Annotated in this window: 16 protein-coding genes; 9 read left to right on the forward strand and 7 right to left on the reverse strand. The window is 74.0% G+C overall.

Annotated features, from left to right (window positions below; genetic code table 11):
• Positions 1–59: 59 nt before the first annotated feature.
• Positions 60–1,760, reverse strand: coding sequence for an acyl-CoA dehydrogenase family protein (locus ACZ34W_RS14955; RefSeq protein ID WP_329490453.1), 1,701 nt, complete (start codon positions 1,758–1,760; stop codon positions 60–62).
• 74 nt (positions 1,761–1,834) lie between these two features.
• Entirely contained in the window at positions 1,835–2,392 is a 558-nt protein-coding gene (locus ACZ34W_RS14960; RefSeq protein ID WP_329490454.1) for a PadR family transcriptional regulator, read from the reverse strand.
• A gap of 193 nt (positions 2,393–2,585) precedes the next feature.
• On the opposite strand from ACZ34W_RS14960, the gene ACZ34W_RS14965 reads away from it, so the two are divergent.
• Complete coding sequence (locus ACZ34W_RS14965) at positions 2,586–3,056, forward strand: SPW repeat protein (protein ID WP_329490455.1); 471 nt, start codon at positions 2,586–2,588, stop codon at positions 3,054–3,056.
• A gap of 122 nt (positions 3,057–3,178) precedes the next feature.
• Here ACZ34W_RS14965 and ACZ34W_RS14970 read toward each other — a convergent pair whose 3' ends face one another.
• Positions 3,179–4,573, reverse strand: a complete 1,395-nt coding sequence (locus ACZ34W_RS14970; RefSeq protein ID WP_329490456.1) for a class II fumarate hydratase — start codon at positions 4,571–4,573, stop codon at positions 3,179–3,181.
• Positions 4,574–4,827: 254 nt separating this feature from the next.
• Between ACZ34W_RS14970 and ACZ34W_RS14975 the strand changes: the two genes are divergently transcribed.
• Entirely contained in the window at positions 4,828–6,660 is a 1,833-nt protein-coding gene (locus ACZ34W_RS14975; protein WP_465604133.1) for a cholesterol oxidase substrate-binding domain-containing protein, read from the forward strand.
• 32 nt (positions 6,661–6,692) lie between these two features.
• On the opposite strand, the gene ACZ34W_RS14980 is transcribed toward ACZ34W_RS14975, so the two are convergent.
• Positions 6,693–7,301 carry a helix-turn-helix domain-containing protein gene (locus ACZ34W_RS14980; RefSeq protein WP_352287314.1) on the reverse strand — a complete coding sequence of 203 codons (609 nt, stop codon included), beginning with the start codon at positions 7,299–7,301 and terminating at the stop codon, positions 6,693–6,695.
• A 69-nt stretch (positions 7,302–7,370) separates the two neighbouring features.
• On the opposite strand from ACZ34W_RS14980, the gene ACZ34W_RS14985 reads away from it, so the two are divergent.
• Positions 7,371–8,117, forward strand: coding sequence for an AzlC family ABC transporter permease (locus ACZ34W_RS14985; RefSeq protein WP_465604135.1), 747 nt, complete (start codon positions 7,371–7,373; stop codon positions 8,115–8,117).
• Entirely contained in the window at positions 8,117–8,425 is a 309-nt protein-coding gene (locus ACZ34W_RS14990) for an AzlD domain-containing protein (RefSeq protein ID WP_329490460.1), read from the forward strand. The genes ACZ34W_RS14985 and ACZ34W_RS14990 overlap by 1 nt, the downstream gene beginning before the upstream one ends.
• Before the next feature lie 27 nt (positions 8,426–8,452).
• On the opposite strand, the gene ACZ34W_RS14995 is transcribed toward ACZ34W_RS14990, so the two are convergent.
• Together ACZ34W_RS14995 and ACZ34W_RS15000 are read right to left on the reverse strand one after the other, a co-directional pair.
• Positions 8,453–8,773 carry a hypothetical protein gene (locus ACZ34W_RS14995; RefSeq protein ID WP_359804215.1) on the reverse strand — a complete coding sequence of 107 codons (321 nt, stop codon included), beginning with the start codon at positions 8,771–8,773 and terminating at the stop codon, positions 8,453–8,455.
• Positions 8,774–8,867: 94 nt separating this feature from the next.
• Positions 8,868–9,404, reverse strand: coding sequence for a GNAT family N-acetyltransferase (locus tag ACZ34W_RS15000; protein ID WP_329490462.1), 537 nt, complete (start codon positions 9,402–9,404; stop codon positions 8,868–8,870).
• A gap of 120 nt (positions 9,405–9,524) precedes the next feature.
• Here ACZ34W_RS15000 and ACZ34W_RS15005 point away from each other — a divergent pair, with 120 nt between their 5' ends.
• From ACZ34W_RS15005 to ACZ34W_RS15025, 5 genes are all read left to right on the forward strand, one after another.
• Positions 9,525–10,703 (forward strand): acyl-CoA dehydrogenase family protein, encoded by a 1,179-nt coding sequence (locus ACZ34W_RS15005; protein WP_465604139.1) that lies wholly within the window; start codon positions 9,525–9,527, stop codon positions 10,701–10,703.
• 83 nt (positions 10,704–10,786) lie between these two features.
• Positions 10,787–11,158 carry an ADP-ribosylation/crystallin J1 gene (locus ACZ34W_RS15010; protein WP_329490464.1) on the forward strand — a complete coding sequence of 124 codons (372 nt, stop codon included), beginning with the start codon at positions 10,787–10,789 and terminating at the stop codon, positions 11,156–11,158.
• Entirely contained in the window at positions 11,155–11,961 is an 807-nt protein-coding gene (locus tag ACZ34W_RS15015) for an ATP-grasp domain-containing protein (protein WP_329490465.1), read from the forward strand. The genes ACZ34W_RS15010 and ACZ34W_RS15015 overlap by 4 nt, the downstream gene beginning before the upstream one ends.
• A 418-nt stretch (positions 11,962–12,379) precedes the next feature.
• Positions 12,380–12,862, forward strand: coding sequence for a hypothetical protein (locus ACZ34W_RS15020; protein ID WP_359835332.1), 483 nt, complete (start codon positions 12,380–12,382; stop codon positions 12,860–12,862).
• A gap of 132 nt (positions 12,863–12,994) precedes the next feature.
• Positions 12,995–14,284, forward strand: a complete 1,290-nt coding sequence (locus ACZ34W_RS15025) for a multidrug effflux MFS transporter (RefSeq protein ID WP_465604142.1) — start codon at positions 12,995–12,997, stop codon at positions 14,282–14,284.
• Positions 14,285–15,348: 1,064 nt separating this feature from the next.
• On the opposite strand, the gene ACZ34W_RS15030 is transcribed toward ACZ34W_RS15025, so the two are convergent.
• Positions 15,349–17,403, reverse strand: a complete 2,055-nt coding sequence (locus tag ACZ34W_RS15030) for a glycosyl hydrolase family 18 protein (RefSeq protein WP_465604144.1) — start codon at positions 17,401–17,403, stop codon at positions 15,349–15,351.
• Positions 17,404–17,527 lie beyond the last annotated feature (124 nt).

Genomic DNA, 17,527 nt, shown 5'->3' on the forward strand with positions numbered 1-17,527 from the left:
AGGACGTAGGCGCGCGAAAGGGGGTGCCGGCCGCGGCCGGCACCCCCGTCCAGCGCAGGTTACGGCTGCATCTCGTACGCGCCGGACAGCGCCTCGACCATGGACCACACCTTGGCGGCCCGCTCGCCGTCCGCGACCGGGCGGCGGACGTTGGCCAGCGCCCACGCCGCCTGCGCCTCGGTGGTCGAGGCCTTCCCGTGCAGCTCGGTGGCGTGCTTCGAGAAGTCCCGCACCAGCGCGTCGAAGACCTGGTCCAGCAGGTCCGCGTCCAGCCCGGTCAGCTCGGCCTGCTCCAGCACCAGCTGGCCGTAGACGATCAGCGCGAAGAGCTGGCCGATCTCCAGCAGGAAGTCCAGGTCGGCCTGCTGCGCCTCGCTCGGCGCGTCGGTCAGCAGCAGGTCGCAGAACCCGTCGGCCTGCTCGCGGAAGCGGGCCACGTTCGGCAGGTGCGCGAAGGCGTCGTAGGCCTTGCGCCAGTCGTGGAAGCGGATCGCGCCGAGGCCGCGGGCCGGGCCCTGGCGGAACAGGAACTCGTCGTCGGCCGCGTCCAGTCGGGTGGGCACCGGCGCGTAGTCGGCCGGGTTGAAGAGGTAGTTGCCCATGAACTTGAGGATCAGCGCCAGGTTGACGTGGACGGTGCCCTCCAGCTTCGGTAGACCGCGGATGTCCTTCGCGGCCTTGTCGAAGTAGGTGTCCGCCTCGAAGCCCTTGGCCGCGATGACGTCCCACATCAGGTCGATGACCTTCTCGCCCTCGGTGGTGACCTTCATCTTGGTCATCGGGTTGAAGAGCAGGTAGCGGCGGTCCTCGGGCGAGGCGGTGCGGAAGTAGTCCACCGCACGGTCGGAGAACAGCTTCATCGCCACCAGGCGGGCGTACGCGTCGGTCAGCTCGCGCCGCACGTGCGGGAAGTCGGTGACCTTCTTCCCGTACAGCACCCGGTTCTGGGCGTGCGTGACGGCCTCGTACATCGCGTGCTCGCAGATGCCGACCGAGGCCGTGCAGAGGTTGAACTTGCCGACGTTGACGGTGTTCAGCGCGGCGTCGAAGGCGGCCTTGCCGGTGTGCAGCACGTCCTCGGCGCGCACCGGGTAGTCCTCCAGCCGGAACTCGCTGACGTACATCTGGGCGTTCACGACGTTCTTGACCAGGTGGTACGCCTCGTGGCGGCTGTCGGCGGCGAAGAAGACGTAGCCCTCCGGGCCGTCGACGTCCGAGCGGCGGCCGAAGACCGAGACCAGGCCGGCGACGTTGCCGTTGCCGATGTAGTACTTGGAGCCGGTGGCGGTGAAGCCGCCCTCGCCGTCCGGGGTGAGGATCATGTCGGTGGAGTAGATGTCGGCGCCGTGGCTGCGCTCGGAGAGCCCGAACGCCATCACGTGACCCTCCGCCAGGAGCTGGGCGGCGCGCGCCCGGACGGCCTCGTTCCCGCTCTGCCAGACCGGCCCCAGGCCGAGCACGGTGACCTGCCAGGTGTACCAGTAGCCCAGCCCGTAGAAGCCGAGGATCTCGTTCAGCTCGGCGATCCGGGCGGTGTCCCAGCGCTTCTCCGGGTCGACCGAGGAGGGCGTCAGGAACTCCGCGAACAGGCCCTCCTTCGCCGCGAATTCGAGGAAGTCGGCGTACCAGCTGCGGTCGATGTAGGTGTCGATCAGCGCCTTCTTGCCACGGGACTCGAACCAGTCCACGGTCGCGCGCAGCAGTCGGCGGGTCGGCTCGTCGAACTGCGCGGGGTCGTACGTACGCGGGTTGAAGAGCATCACGGGCTCCCGGGGGTCGAGGGTGGTGATCGGATGGGGCGTGGAGTTCTCGTCCGTCGGAGGAGCCGGGGGGTTCAGGCCCCGGTCCGGTCGGCGGCGAGGCGGTGCAGGGTGGCGAGCACGTCGTCCAGCCAGGCGAGGGTCATCCGCTCGTACTCGATCCCGCCGCGCAGCACCACGTGCTGCAGCTGCTGCCGGGCGTCGAGGGCGGCCGGGTCGGGGAAGTCCCGCTGCTCGCCGTGCAGGTAGCGGGCGAGCAGGGCGGCATGGCTCTCGCGGTGCCGCTCGACCTCGGAGAGCAGGGCGGCCGGGTCGTCGAAGGCGGCCGCGCGGATCTTGACCGCCAGCTCGTGCCGGACGGTCTCCGGTTCGACCGGTTCGCGCAGCCAGCCGGCCAGCGCCGCCCGGCCGGGACCGGCCGCGGAGTAGACCTTCTTGTCCGGCCGGCCGTCCTGGGCGACCTCCTCGGCGGAGATCCAGCCGTCCGCCTCCATCCGCCGCAGCACCCGGTAGATCTGCTGGTGGGTGGCGGTCCAGAAGCGTCCGATGGAGCGGTCGAACCGCCGGGCCAGCTCGTAGCCGGAGCCGGGCTGCTCCAGCAGCGAGACGAGGATCGCGTGCTCCAGTGCCATGGCGGCATCCTGCTATGCAACGAGTTGCATAGGCAAGGGCGCCCCGGCCGGGTGAGACGCAGCTCACCGCGGTGCGCGCCGGGTGTGGGCGGTGAGGTTAGCTTCTCGGGCGAAATGGTGCAAAACGGCAGATCGGCGCCAGAATGGTACTGGGCTTGCGCCCTCCGTGTACCGGACCTAGGAGGTGGTATCGGTGTCTACCCAGATTCCGATGGGCATGGAGCACCATCCGGACATCGTCGAACTGCGTGAACACTACGAGCGGGTCACCCTGACTCCGCGCGCCCAGGCCGTCGAGGCCCTGGCTGTCCTCGCCGGTCTGTTCCTGGCGGCCTCGCCATGGATCGTCGGCTTCACCGCCTTCAGCACGCTGACCGTCACCTGCCTGATCGTGGGTCTCGCCTACTGCGTGCTGATGGCCGGGTACGGCTCGGCGTACGAGCGCACCCACGCACGGGCCTGGGCGGCGACCCTGCTCGGTGCCTGGACGATCATCTCGCCCTGGGTGGTGTCCGGAGCGGTCGACCGCGGGAAGAACATCGTGACCTGCATGATCGCGGGTGCCGTGATGTTCCTGCTGGGTCTCGCGGCGATCTCGATGGCCACCATCACGTCGAACGGCGCGTCGATGCGACGTGGCCGGGCCGGCCGGGCCGGGGGCTGACGCCACCCGGTAGTCCGGAGCCGGGGTGCGGGCGGCGAGGCCGCCGCCCGCACCCCGGCGCACGCCGTCGGGCCGCTACGGCCGGGGGCCGGTCAGGGGCGGGCGCCCCCGCCGCCGCGTGGTCACGGGCGGGTCATCCGCAGCACGTCGAGGGCCTCGTCCAGCTGCTCGCGGGTCAGCTTGCCCTGCTCCAGGTAGCCGCGCTCCAGCACCACCTGTCGGATCGTCTTGCGCTCGGCCAGTGCCTGCTTGGCGACCTTGGCGGCCTCCTCGTAGCCGAGGTAGCGGTTGAGCGGGGTGACCACCGAGGGCGAGGACTCGGCGTACTCGCGGGCCCGTTCGACGTTGGCGGTGATGCCGTCCACCGTGCGGTCGGCGAGCAGCCGGGCGCTGTTGGCGAGCAGCCGGACCGACTCCAGCACGTTGCGGGCGATCACCGGGAGCATCACGTTGAGCTCGAAGTTGCCGCTCGCGCCGGCCACCGTGACGGTGGTGTCGTTGCCGATCACCTGGGCCGAGACCATCAGCACCACCTCCGGCAGCACCGGGTTCACCTTGCCCGGCATGATCGACGAACCGGGCTGGAGGTCCGGCAGGTTGATCTCCCCGAGGCCGGTGCGCGGGCCCGAGCCCATCCACCGCAGATCATTGGCGATCTTGGTGAAGCCGACCGCGACGGTGCGGAGCTGACCGCTCAGCTCGACCAGGCCGTCCCGCGCGCCCTGCGCCTCGAAGTGGTCCCGCGCCTCGGTCAGCGGCAGGTCGGTGGCCCGGGCGACCTCCTCGATCACGGCGGCGGCGAAACCGGGCGGGGTGTTGATGCCGGTGCCCACCGCCGTCCCGCCGAGGGGCAGTTCGGCGACCCGGGGGAGCGTCGCCAGCAGCCGCTCCCGCCCGTGCCGGACCTGCGCCGCGTACCCGGCGAACTCCTGGCCGAGGGTCACCGGGGTGGCGTCCATCAGGTGCGTCCGGCCGGACTTCACCACCTCGGAGAACGCCGCGGCCCGCCGCTCCAGGGCCTCCGCCAGGTGCTCCAGGGCCGGGATCAGGTCGTGGGTGACGGCCGCGGTGGCCGCGATGTGGATCGAGGACGGGAACACGTCGTTGGAGGACTGGCTGGCGTTGACGTGGTCGTTCGGGTGGACGGGACGGCCGAGCCGCTCGCCGGCCAGGGTGGCGATCACCTCGTTGGCGTTCATGTTGGAGGAGGTGCCCGAGCCGGTCTGGAAGACGTCCACCGGGAACTCGTCGTCCCAGCGCCCCTGGGCGACCTCCTCGGCGGCGGCCGCCACGGCCTGCGCCGTCTCCTCGTCCAGCACCCCGAGCCGGGCGTTCACCCGGGCCGCGGCGGCCTTGATCCGGGCCAGCGCGGCGATGTGGGCCCGCTCCAGCCGCTGGCCCGACACCGGGAAGTTCTCCACCGCCCGCTGGGTCTGCGCCTGCCACTTGGCGGCGGCCGGCACCCGGACCTCGCCCATCGAGTCGTGCTCGGTCCGGAACTCCTGCTGCTCACCCATGACGCGCTGCACCTCCTGGTCGGCCCCGGCCGGGTCTGCTCCCCGACCGGCTGCGGTCTGCGCAGACGACAGCCGCGCAGGAGCCCCCGGTATTTCCGCGCCAGGTGGGGGAACCGGCCGACCTTCACTCGAAGGGATGAAGATCGCGGCCGGCCGGTCCGAGCGCGCCGGTCCGCTTCGTACGCTCGTGCACGCACCGGCTTCACCCGCCCGTGCAGGCACCGGGGGAGACGATCACCGAGCAGGGGGCGGACATGGCGGCAACACGGCGCGACCGGGACGGGCTGAGCAGGCGGGAGCTGCTCGGCGCCTCGGCGGCCCTCGGCACGGCCGGCTGGCTGCTGCGCGGCACGATCGGGCCGGACAGCGCGCGGGCCGCCGTCCCGGTGCCGCCCGAACTGCCCGCCGGCACCGAGCTGTACCAGCGGGTGTACCAGAACTGGTCCGGCGAGGTCCGCACCGACCAGCTCTGGACCTGTGCCCCGCGGACCCCCGAGGAGGTCCCGCCGCTCGCCGACTGGGCACGCGCCCACGGCTGGCGGCTGCGCGCCCAGGGCTACCGGCACACCTGGGCGCCGCTCACCGTCGCCGACGACACCCCCGGCTCCGCCCGCGTCCTGCTGCTGGACACCACCCGCCACCTCACCGCGCTCACCGCCGACTCGCCGACCACCGTCCGGGCGCAGACCGGCGCCACCATGGAGAGCCTGCTCGCCCACCTGGCCGGCCGCGGCCTCGGCGTCGCCAACTGCCCCGCGCCCGGCGAACTCACCGTCGGCGGCGTGCTCGCCATCGGCGGTCACGGCACCGCCGTGCCGGCCGCCGGCGAGCTCCGCCCGGACGGCCACGGCTACGGCTCGGTCAGCAACCAGGTCGTCCGGCTCACCGCCGTCGTCCACGACCCGGCCACCGACCGCTACGCGCTGCGCACCTTCGAGCGCTCCGAGGCCGACAGCGCCGCGTTCCTGGTCCACCTGGGCCGGGCCTTCGTCACCGAGGTGGTGCTCCGGGCCGGCCCGGACGTGCCGCTGCGCTGCGTCAGCCGGCTGGACATCCCGGCGACCGAGCTGTTCGCCCGCCCGGGCACCCCGGGCGGCATCCTCGGCCGCCCGCGCACCCTCGCCGACTTCGTCGACCGCGAGGGGCGCGCCGAGGTGATCTGGTTCGCCTGCACCGAGCGCCCCTGGCTGAAGACCTGGAGCGTCGCGCCGCAGCGCCCGCTCGGCTCCCGCACCGTCGACGAGCCCTACAACTACCCGTTCTCCGACAGCATCCCGGAGCCGGTCGCCCGCCTCGCCGGCCAACTCGTCGCCGGTGCCTGGGGGTCGGCCCCGCTCTTCGGCCAACTCCAGTACCTGGTCGCCAAGGTCGCCCTCACCGGGGACCTCACCGATGTGCTGCTCTCCGGCGGCGTGCTCCGCGAGCTGCTCTCCGGCGAACTCCTCACCCACCTGCTCGCCGGCGGCCTGCGCTCCGACCTCTGGGGCCCCTCCCGCACCCTGCTGCAGTACGTCCGCCCGACCACCCTGCGGGTCACCGCCAACGGCTACGCCGTGCTCGCCCGGCGGGCCGACCTCCAGTGGGTGGTGTCCGAGTTCGCCGCCCACTACCGGCAGTCGCTCGCCGAGTACCAGGCGCGCGGGGAGTTCCCGGTCAACGGCGCGGTGGAGATCCGGGTCACCGGCCTGGACGACCCGGCCGCCAGCGGCGTCCCCGGCGCCCGGCCGCCGCTGCTCTCCGCCCTGCGCCCGCGCCCCGACCGCCCCGACTGGGACACCGCCGTCTGGCTGGACGTCCTCAGCCTCCCCGGCACCCCCGGCCTGCACCGCTTCGCCCGCGACCTCGAACGGTTCCTGCTCCGGACCTTCGACGGCACCCGGGCCGGTCTGCGGGTCGAGTGGTCCAAGGGCTGGGCGTACACCGAGGACGCCGCCTGGGCCGACCCGGACGTGCTCGGCCGGGTCGTCCCGGCCAGCCTGCGCGACGGCGGCGGCCCCGGCTGGGACGAGGCGGTCGCCGTACTGGACCGCCACGACCCGCACCGGGTCTTCGGGAACGCCTTCCTGGACACCCTGCTGACGGTCTGACGCCTGGGCCCCGGTCCTCCGCCGGCCGGGTCCTACACGTGCTCCATGACCATGACCGCGACGGTGTCCGGCGCGAGGGCGCGGAAGATGTGCGGGGCGTCCCCGGGGTAGCTGACGTAGTCGCCCGGGTGGAGTTCGACCGGCTCCGCCGGCGGGCCGACCAGGGCCCGCCCGGCGCTGAGCACCACGTGCTCCACCGTGCCGGGCATGTGCGGGTCGGAGGCCCGGGCCTCGCCCGGCTGCGCCTCGATCCGGTAGACGTCCCGGCGGGCGTTGGGCGGGCAGGAGGCCAGCAGGGTGGCGGCGTAGTCGGCCCGCTCGGAGTGGGTGACCGGCCCCTCGCCGGCCCGGATCACCCGCACCACCGGTCGCGGCGGGTCGACCAGCCGGCTGAACGGCACGTCCAGCGCGACGCCGAGCGCCCAGAGCGTCTCCACGCTCGGATTGCCCGCGGCCGACTCCAGCTGGGAGAGCGTCGACTTGGCGATCCCGGCCCGGCGGGCCAGCTCGGCCATGGAGAGACCGGCCCGCTCGCGTTCGCGCCGGATGGACGCGGCGATCAGCCCGATCAGCTCCGAGCCGGCCGCGCCCGGCCCCCCGGCTCCGTCGCCCGCGCCGCGGGACCCGGTGTTCGCACTCATCCGCGTTCGCTCCACACATACGGGCGTTCGCCTTGACGAACGACAGCCTTCGGGTTCACTCTACTGGACATGCGTTCGCTCCTCCGAACACTCGACCGTGCCACGCTGCGGGACATCGCCCTGGTCTGCGTCGCCGACGCCCTGGTCGGCGCCTCCTTCGGTGCCATCAGTGTCTCCGGTGGCCTGCCGCTCTGGCTGCCGATCGCCATGTCGGTGCTCGTCTTCGCCGGCGGTGCCCAGTTCGCCGCCGTCGGCGTCGTGCTCTCCGGCGGCGGCGCGCTCGCCGCCGTCGCCACCGGCCTGGTGCTCAACGCCCGACTGCTGCCCTTCGGCTTCACCGTCTCCGACGTGCTCGACGGCCCGTGGTGGCGGCGGCTGCTCGGCGCCCAACTGCTCACCGACGAGTCGGCGGCCTTCGCCCTGCTCCAGTCCGACCGGCGCCGGCGCCGCGCCGCGTTCTGGGTCTGCGGCGTGGCGCTGTTCGTGGTCTGGAACGCCTCCGTGCTGGTCGGCGCGCTGGCCGGCGGCCTCATCGGCGACACCGACGCCCTCGGCCTCGACGCCGCCTTCCCGGCCGTCCTGCTCGCCCTGGTGCTGCCCTCGCTCACCGACCGGCGGACCCGGGCCGCCGCGCTGGCCGGAGCCGTGGTCGCGGTCGCCGCCACCCCGTACCTGCCGGCCGGCCTGCCCGTGCTGCTGGCCCTGCTCGGCCTGCTGTTCGCCGGGCCGCGGTCCGGCCGGCCGAACGCTCCGGAGCCGGCTGCCCAGGGCCCCGCCGCGCCGCGCCCCGCACCCGCCGCCGAGGGAGTCCACTGATGCCACTGCTCGCCGTCCTCCTGCTCGCCGCCGGCACCTACGCGTTCCGCCTCGCCGGCCCGGCCCTCGGCGACCGCTTCACCCTCTCCGACCGGCTGCGCCACCTGCTCGCGGTGGCCGCCGCCGTCCTGCTGGTCGCGCTGGTCGCCACCGGCGCCCTCACCCAGGGCCACGGCTTCGCCGGCTGGGCCCGGCCGTCCGGCGTCCTGGTGGCCGGGCTGCTCGCGCTGCGCCGTGCGCCGTTCCCGCTCGTCGTGGTGGCGGGGGCCGCGACCACCGCGCTGCTGCGGCTCTGCGGAGTCGCCTGAGACGGGCGTCCGGACCGGCCGACCGGCTCAGCCCTGCGCGGCGTTGCCCAGGCGCTCCTGCTGGATCTCGGGCCGCTCGCTGTCCCAGAGCAGCTCCCACACCCGGAACACGCAGTGGTAGTCCCGCATGCTGCCCTGGGAGATCAGCAGATAGGTGTCACCGTCCCGGAGCAGGGTGCGCCGGCGGCTGTTGAACGGGTGCTGCGGGGTGTACGACGGGACGAGCCGCCGGAGTTCGGCGAGCGCCTCCTCGCGGCTGCCCTCGATCTCGGCCAGCACCTTGGTGCCCCAGATCCGGTCGTTGCCGACCCCTTCGGTCTCCTGGACGACCAGTGCCCAGCGCGTCATGCCCCACCCCTCGTTCGGATTCCCGTCCGCCCCGCTGAAACGATCATCCTAGGGGGTGGCGGTCGGGAGGAGTCCGCCGGACGGGGAGGACCCGTCAGGTGGCGGCGGCCGGGAGGGCCTTGAAGAAGACGGTGGTCGGGTGGAGTTCACCCGCCGGGTCGGTCGCGTAGCCGGGAATGGTCCCCACCCTGGTCCAGCCCGCCGCCCCGTACATCCGCTCGGCGGGGCTGCCCGTCTCGGTGTCCAGCACCAGCAGCCGCAAACCGTGCCCGGTGCCCGCCGCCTCCAGCGCCGCCAGCAGCCGCCCGGCCAGCCGCTGGCCCCGGTCCGCCCGGCGGACCATCAACTTGGCGACCTCGCCGCGGTGCCGGCCGTTGGCGGTGACCGCCGGCCGCAGCTGGACCGTCCCGGCGATCCGGCCGTCCGCGTCGGCGCGGGCCACCCAGAGCAGCAGTCGCCCGGCCTCGACCTCGGGAGCCAGCGCCCGCCACCAGGCGGTCGCCTCGGTGGGGTCGAGCGGAGCGAGGAAGCCCAGCGAGGAGCCGTCCGCGACGGTGTCCGCCAGCAGCGCGGCCAGCTGCTCCGCCGAGTCGAGCAGCGCGTCCGCCGTCAGCCGTTCAATTGTGTACATGCTCACTCCCTCGCCCTCGTCCGGAGGCCCGCTCCGTACGGAATACTCGCCGGTACCCGCCGCGGCCGACACCCCTCTTCCGGCCCGGCCCGGTGCCCGCCGAGACTACAAGGAGCTGCCATGGCGAAGCCGACCCGGATCGACCCGGCCGACCTGCTCGCCGTCGGTGACCTGCTGACCGACGAGGAGCGGCTGATCCGCGACACCGTGCGGAAGTTCGCCGACGAGCGGATCCGCCCGCACATCGGCGACTGGTTCGAGCGCGGGGTCTTCCCGGCCCGCGAACTCGCCCCCGAACTGGGCGCTCTCGGCGTGCTCGGCATGCACCTCGACGGCTACGGCTGCACCGGCTCCACGGCCGTCGCCTACGGGGTCGCCTGCATGGAGCTGGAGGCCGCCGACTCCGGCCTGCGCAGCTTCGTCTCCGTCCAGGGGTCGCTCGCGATGCGCTCGATCCACGCCTACGGCTCCGAGGAGCAGAAGCGGCGCTGGCTGCCGGGCATGGCCGCCGGCGAACTCATCGGCTGCTTCGGCCTCACCGAACCGGACTTCGGCTCCGACCCGGCCAACATGCGCACCCGGGCCCGCCGCAGGGGCGGCGACTGGGTGCTCTCCGGCTCCAAGATGTGGATCACCAACGGCAGCGTCTCGGACGTCGCGGTGGTCTGGGCGCAGACCGAGGACGGCGTCCGGGGCTTCCTGGTCGAGCCCGGCACCCCCGGGTTCACCGCCACCGACGTGCACGGCAAGCTGTCGCTGCGCGCCTCCGTCACCAGCGAGCTGGTCTTCGACGAGGTCGTGCTGCCCGGTGACGCCGTGCTGCCCGGCGTCACCGGACTGCGCGGGCCGCTCTCCTCGCTGGGCGAGGCCCGCTACGGGATCCTCTGGGGCACCGTCGGCGCCGCCCGCGACTGCTACACCACCGCCCTCGACTACGCCGGGAGCCGGGTGCAGTTCGAGCGCCCGATCGCCGGCTTCCAGCTCACCCAGCAGAAGCTGGTCGAGATGATGCTGGAGGTGGAGAAGGCGTACCTGGTCGCCCTGCGGATCGGCCGGCTCAAGGACGAGGGGGCCGCCCGCCCGGCGCACATCAGCTTCGGCAAGCTCAACAACGTGCGCGCCGCGCTGGAGGTCGCCCGCAGCGCCCGGACGGTCCTCGGCGCCAACGGCATCACCACCGAGTACCCGGTGCTGCGGCACGCCAACAACCTGGAGTCGGTGCTCACCTACGAGGGGACGAGCGAGATCCACACCCTGGTCCTCGGCGAGGCCATCACCGGGGAGTCGGCGTACCGCTGACGGCCGTCCAGGGGCCGCCGCCCCGGCCCGCCGCCCGGAATCCGGTGGCCGGGCCGGCGTCGGCCCGGCTAGCGTCGGCTCCCATGAACGGACCGACCCGCACCCCCGCGACCACCACCCTCTGGCGGCCCACCGGGCCCGAGGAGCTGGCCCTGGTCGAGGCGGCGGACCGGCGGGCCTGGCCGCCCCGGCTGCCGGACCAGCCGATCTTCTACCCGGTGCTGAACGAGGACTACGCGATCCGGATCGCCCGGGACTGGAACGTGCCCGCGTCCGGCGTCGGCTACGTCACCCGCTTCGAGGTCGACACCGCCTTCCTGGCCCGCTACCCCGTCCGGCAGGCCGGCGGCCGGACCATCCTCGAACTCTGGGTGCCCGCCGACGAGCTGGCGGAGTTCAACCGGCACATCGTCGGCCGCATCGAGGTCGTCCACGAGTTCCGGCCGCGGCCGTGACGGCCGTACCGGGCGCGCCCGTGCTGCTCACCCCGGCCCGGCAGACCGGGACGACCGTCCTGCTCGCCGAGGCCGCCGCCGCGCGCGGCCTGCCGACCGTCCGGCTCACCGGTCCCGACGTCCTCGACCGGCTCGCCGGGTGTCCGGTCCACTGGTTCGGCGGCCCGCTCGCCGGCGCCCGGATCGCCGACCGGCTCGGCCTCGCCCTACTGGAACCGGCGGACGACTGGCTGGCCCGGCTGCCCGAGGAGTTCACCGGCCGGCGGATCGAGCTGACCACCCTCGCCGAGGCCTGGACGCTGCGCGGCCCGGCCTTCGTGAAGCCGCCCGCCGACAAGTCCCTCCCGCCGGCCGTCTACGCCGACGGCTCCCGGCTGCCCCGGCACGGCGAGCGGATCGGACCGGACACGCCCGTCCTGGTCAGCGACCCGGTGACGTTCGGGTCCGAGTACCGGCTCTTCGTCCTGGACGGCGAGGTGGTCGCCGGCAGCCGCTACGCCCGCTTCGGCCGGCTGGACCCGGGGCCGGTGTCCGAGGAGGCCGTCGGCTTCGCCCACCGCCTGCTGTCCGTTGCCGGGGACGGCCTGCCCAGCGCGGTGGCGCTGGACGTCGGCCCGCTGCTCGACCCGTACGACCCGGCCGAGCGCTGGGCCGTCGTCGAGGCGAACATGCCGTGGTTCGCGCACTCCTACACGGCCGACCCGGCCCGGATGCTGGACGTGGTGCTGCGGGCGGCCGGACCGGTCGCGGCGCTGCGGCCCGCCGACCGGCGGTTCGTCCGGGCGGGCGCCGGGCCGGACTGAGGCCCGCGGTCCGGTCCCGCGGTCCGCTCCCCGCCGCCCCGCCCACCGGGGAGATCCGGCACCCGGACGTCGCCGCCCAGGTGTACGCCTCCCTCGGCCGGCCGATCGACCCGCACTGGACTCTGGACGGCCGGCCGTCCCGGTCGCCGTGCCCGCGCGGGCGGGGAGCCGCCCCCCGGCGGCCCCCTGAACGGCCCGCCCGCCCCGGCCTGTCGGGGGTGAACCCCGAGACGGCGGCGCCGCGTATACCCCTGAAGGTGGAGACGGTACCCCCAAGGTCGGAGGGACGGTCGCGACCTGGTGGTGACGCCACGGCAGCCCACGGCGGGTCAGGATGGAGACACCCCGGTGGACCGGGCACCGACGCGCAGCGCCGGGCACCGGGTACGGGACCGAACAGGGAGAGGGCAGGGCGGGCATGAACGGCATCGTGAGCAAGGTCGCGCTCGGAGTCGCGGGTACGGGCATGGCCGTCGCCGTCGCCACCGTGGCGGTCGGCCCGCGGGTCTCCGACTGGTACGACGGCCGCCACCAGGAGCAGGCCAGCTACAGCACCGGCAGCGCGGCCAAGGCCGACCGGCAGTCGGTACCGTCCTGGCTGCCCGACAACGCCTCCACCGTCCAGTACCTGATGTCGACCACCGGCGACGACCGCCTGCTGCGCGCCACCCTGCCCGACGGGCGGCTGCCGGCCGGCTGCGTCACCGCCCAACCGGGCAGGGCCGTCCACCCGGTGCCGGCCGCGCTGAAGGCCGGCTGGTTCCCGCAGGGCGTCTCCTCGAAGATCACCGGCTCGTGCGGGCAGTACAACGTCACCCTGACCGGCAACCAGCTCTACGCCTGGCAGGACGGGGCCGCCGTGCAGGCCGCCCTGCGCGCGCAGTCGGCCGCCAAGCACTGAGGAGCCGGGCACCGGGCGGACGGGCACCGGGGGCGGGGAGTGGGCCGCGCGGCCCACCCCGGGTGTCGCCCCGCCGGGCCGCTGGGGTAGGACGGAGCGAGGACAATCCAGCGCCCGCCCCCGAGGAGCCCCATGCCTGGTTCGACCGTCGGTCCCGCCGGCCCCACCGGCGAGACGTCGACCGCGCCCGCGGCCCGGGCCACCGGGTCCGGCCGGACCGCCGCCGCCCCGGGGCGCGGCACCGTCGCCGTGCTCGGCGGCCTGGTCGCCCTCGGCCCGCTCACCACCGACCTCTACCTGCCCGGCCTGCCGGCGATCGCCGACGACTTCGCCGCCGAGCCGGCCGCCGTCCAGCTCACCCTGACCTTCTCGATGTTCGGGGTCGCCGCCGGCCAGCTGATCTTCGGACCGCTCAGCGACCGCTTCGGCCGCCGCCCGCCGCTGCTCGTCGGCCTGGTGGTCTACACCCTGGCCAGCGTGCTGTGCGTGCTCGCGCCCACCCTGCCGGTGCTGATCGCGGCCCGCTTCGTGCAGGGCGCGGCCGGTGCGGCCGGCCTGGTCATCGGCCGCGCCGTCGCCCGGGACCGCTTCGAGGGCGTCGCGATGCTCCGCTTCCTGGCCTCGATCAGCCTGATATCCGGCCTCGCCCCGATCCTCGCCCCGGTCGCCGGTGCCCAGCTGCTCCGCGTCACCTCCTGGCGCGGCACCTTCGGCGCCCTCACCGCACTCGGCCTGCTGCTCACCCTGATCGCCTTCGCGGCCCTGCGCGAGACCCTGCCGCCCGCCGACCGGCACGGCGGCGGGCTCGTGGCCACGCTGCGCACCATGAAGGGGCTGCTGCGGAACCTGCCCTTCCTGGGCCTCGTCCTGACCAGCACCTTCGCCTTCGGCTCGCTGTTCGGCTACATCAGCGGCTCCTCGGTGGTGCTCCAGCACGTGTACCACGTCTCGCCGCAGACCTACAGCCTGCTGTTCGGCCTCAACTCGCTCGCCATCGTGGGCGTCACCCAGCTCAACGGGCGGGTGCTCGCCCGCCGGTTCACCCCCGGCGCGCTGATGCTGGCCGGCCTCGGCACGGCGGTCGCCGCGGGGGTGGCGCTCGTCCTGCTCACCGCGGTCTGGGACCTCGGCCTGGCCGGGATCTGCCCGGCGCTCTTCGTCCTGATGGGCAGCCTCGGCGTGATCCTCCCGAACTCGGCCGCCCAGGCGCTCAGCCTGGTCCCCCCGCAGTCCGCCGGCTCGGCCTCCGCCCTCATCGGCACCGGCACGTTCCTCTGCGGCGCGCTGGTCGCGCCGCTCAGCAGCCTCGGCGGCACGCCGTCGGCGGTGCTCCTCGCGGCGGTCGTCCTCGGCTGCGCCGCACTCTCCGCCATCGCCTACCTCGCGCTCTGCCGCCCCCGCCGCCCGGCGGTGGCCGGATAGCGGGGGCGCGTGGGACGCCGGCGCCGGCCCGGGCCGCCGCCGGCCCACCGCGCCGTCGGGTCAGACGCCGACGGCGCGGTGGGCCGCGGGCGAGCAGGCGGGTGCGGGCGTAGGCGGCCAGCTCGGGGCCGGCCGCGGTCGCGGCGGCGTCCTGGGTGGTGCCGCCGGGGCGGTAGGTGCCCGAGACGGTGTAGTAGCCGTAACGGCCGATCGTGGTGTGGGTGTTGGCGCAGCCCGTGGTCACGCACCAGGCGATGCCGGCGGGTGTGGTCAGCCCCTGGATCTGGCCCTTGTGGGCCTGGCCGACGGCGTCCGCCTGCGGCTTGTGGTCGAAGACGGCGACCCCGACGGTGACCGCGCTGTCGCCGGAGGTGTACGTCGCGCGCAGCAGCTTGCGGCAGGACTGACCGCTCGCCACGTCGCCGAGGCCGCCGGTGGTGGCCTGCCAGCAGGTGTCCGTGCTGCTGGTGGCGATCCGGTTCCAGGTGCGCCCGCCCACGGTGAGGATCGGGGCGGCGAACAGGGTGCCCGGGCCGGAGCGTGGCGGTGCCGGTCGGGTGGTCGTTCCGGGAGCTGCCGGAGACCGTGATCGCCGTCGCCGTCATCCCGCCGATCAGGGCGGTCGCGAGCACGCTGGCACCGATCACCCGCAGCCGCTTCCGGCGCCGGATCTCCGCCTCGTGCTGTTCGGCCATGGCCGCCCAGTCGGGCTGCCGCGGGGCGTCGGGGCCGGCGAGGTACGGCGAGCCACCGGCGTACGGCGCCCGGGCGGTCGGCCCGGCCTGCGAGGGATCGGTCCGGGGCGGGCCGGGCTGCGAGGGATCGGCCTGCGGTGGGCCGGCGGGTGCTCCGGCCGGTGGCGGGAGGGAAGCCCCGCCGGGTGTTCGCGTGCTGTCCGTCGTCCCCACCCCGTCCGTCATGGTCGGTGATCCTATGACATGACTGATGGGCCGGGAGTGGGCGGTGGGACGGCCGTGTCCCGCTCGTGGAACGGCCGCCCGCCGGGGGCGGCGCGACGGGAGGTCGCGCCGCCCCCGGCGGGACGGGGGGTGTCGCGGGCGGGATCAGGCGATGGCGAAGTCGTCGCCGAAGACGTTGCCCTGGCCGTACCAGCCGTGCAGGTACACCGTCACGGTGCCGGAGGCGCCGGTGGTGAACGGGACGGTCAGCTTGGTCCAGCCGGAGGCGTTCGTCCAGGTGCTGGCGGTGGCACCGCCGCTCACGCCGAGGTAGGCGTAGCTGCCCTGGACCCAACCGCTCAGCGTGTACGAGGTGTTGGGCGACAGCGTCACCGTCTGCTGGCACTGGCCGGTCTGGCCGGCGGTGGCCGCGGCCTGCAGGGCGTGGGCGCCCGAGTGGGCCGGGGTGGCGACCACCGAGCCGCCGCTCTGGCAGGTCCACGGGGCGAGGCCGCCCGTCTCCAGGCCGCCGTTCACCAGGCCGCCGGGCGGGGTGACCCCGGTGACGGTGAGGTTGTAGGTGCCGGTGTGGCTGCCGGAGGTGGCGTTGCCGGTGATCGTCAGCGGGTAGGTCCCGGCGGCGGTCGCGGCGGTGGTGGTGATGTTCAGGGTGGCGGTGCCGCCGGCGGTGACGCTGCCGGGGGTGACGGTGGCGGTGACGCCGGCGGGGGCGCCGGTGACGGTGAGGTTGACGCTCTGGGCGGAGCCGGCCGTCACGGCGGTGGAGACGGTCGCGCTGGTGGCGGAACCGGCCGCCACGGTGCCGGAGTTCGGGTTCACCGCGACCGAGAAGTCGTTGCCGGGCTGGGTGCTCGTCACCTTCAGCGAGTAACTGCTGGTGTGGCTGCCGGAGGTGGCGTTGCCGGTGATCGTCAGCGGGTAGGTCCCGGCGGCGGTCGCGGCGGTGGTGGTGATGTTCAGGGTGGCGGTGCCGCCGGCGGTGACGCTGCCGGGGGTGACGGTGGCGGTGACGCCGGCCGGGGCGCCGGTGACGGTGAGGTTGACGCTCTGGGCGGAGCCGGCCGTCACGGCGGTGGAGATCGTCGCGCTGGTGGCGGAACCGGCCGCCACGGTGCCGGAGTTCGGGTTCACCGCGACCGAGAAGTCGTTACCCACCGGGGTGCTGCTGGTGTACTGGGAGAAGATGTGGCTGAAGTCCCACTTGCCCTGGCTGATCCCGGAGCAGTCGTCCCGCCCGCCGGTGCCCGGGCAGCCGCCGTTGTCGCGCTGGAGGGCCCAGAACGACAGCGTGTTGATGCCCTTCGAGACGGCCCAGTTGTACACCGCGGTCGCGTTGGCGACGGTGAAGGTCTCCGCCGGGCCGAAGTCGTCGATGCCGACCATCTCGGTGACGCCGATGGAACCCCACAGCTGCGCCGGGGTCCTGGTCGGGTAGAGCTTGGCCAGCTGGTTGTAGAGGCCGGTCGCCGCGGTCTGGGTGTCGGCGGCCATGTCGTGCGCGGCGTTGTCGTAGTAGTCGAAGGTCATCAGGTTGACGACGTCGATCCGGGCGTTGTTCGTGACGGCGTTCTTCAGCACCGCGAGGCCGCTGGAGGCGAGGCCGCTGGTCGTCGTCGGCAGCGTGTAGGAGAACTGGATCGAGCGGCCGTTGGCGGCGGCCCAGTCCTGCACCAGCTTGATCGCCTTGTTGCGGCGGTCGATGCCGGCCGTGTTGGTCAGCGAGTTGTCCTCGATGTCCAGGTCGATCCGGCTGATGTCGTACGTGGTGATGACGTTCTCGAAGGCGGCCGCGATCTGGTTGACATCCGTGCAGCTGTCGGCCAGTTCGGTACCGGTGTTGTCGGCGGTGTAGCCGCCGAACGACGGGATCACGTCACCGCCGTTGGCCCGGATGGTGGCGATGTCCGCGCCGAAGGTGGCCTGCGAGACCGGCATCGAGCTGTCGCCGTTCCAGTACGGCGTGCAGGAGCCCTTGGTGGCGGCCTGGAGGAACGCCATCGTCAGGTGCTTGGCACCGGACTGGGCGGCGAGCGCGGCCGGGCTCTCGCCCGTCCAGGCCTCGAAGTACGGGGCGAAGACCCGGGTCGGCAGCGGGGTGGCGGCTTCGGCCGAGGCCGTCCCGACGGCGACCAGGCCGGCCGACGCGGCCAGTGTGACACAGGCCGTCAGGGCGGCCTGGAGTGTTCTGCGTAGACGCATGGAATTCTCCAACAGACTTGGTGGGGCAGGACGTTGGTGAAGAGCGGGGCTGCGCGGCGAAACCGTGGGACCGCGCAGGTGGCATTGCTGCGGAGCGGATGCTGCGGAATGTGGTGGGGGCGTG

The sequence above is a fragment of the Kitasatospora sp. NPDC022856 genome, assembly GCF_055561235.1.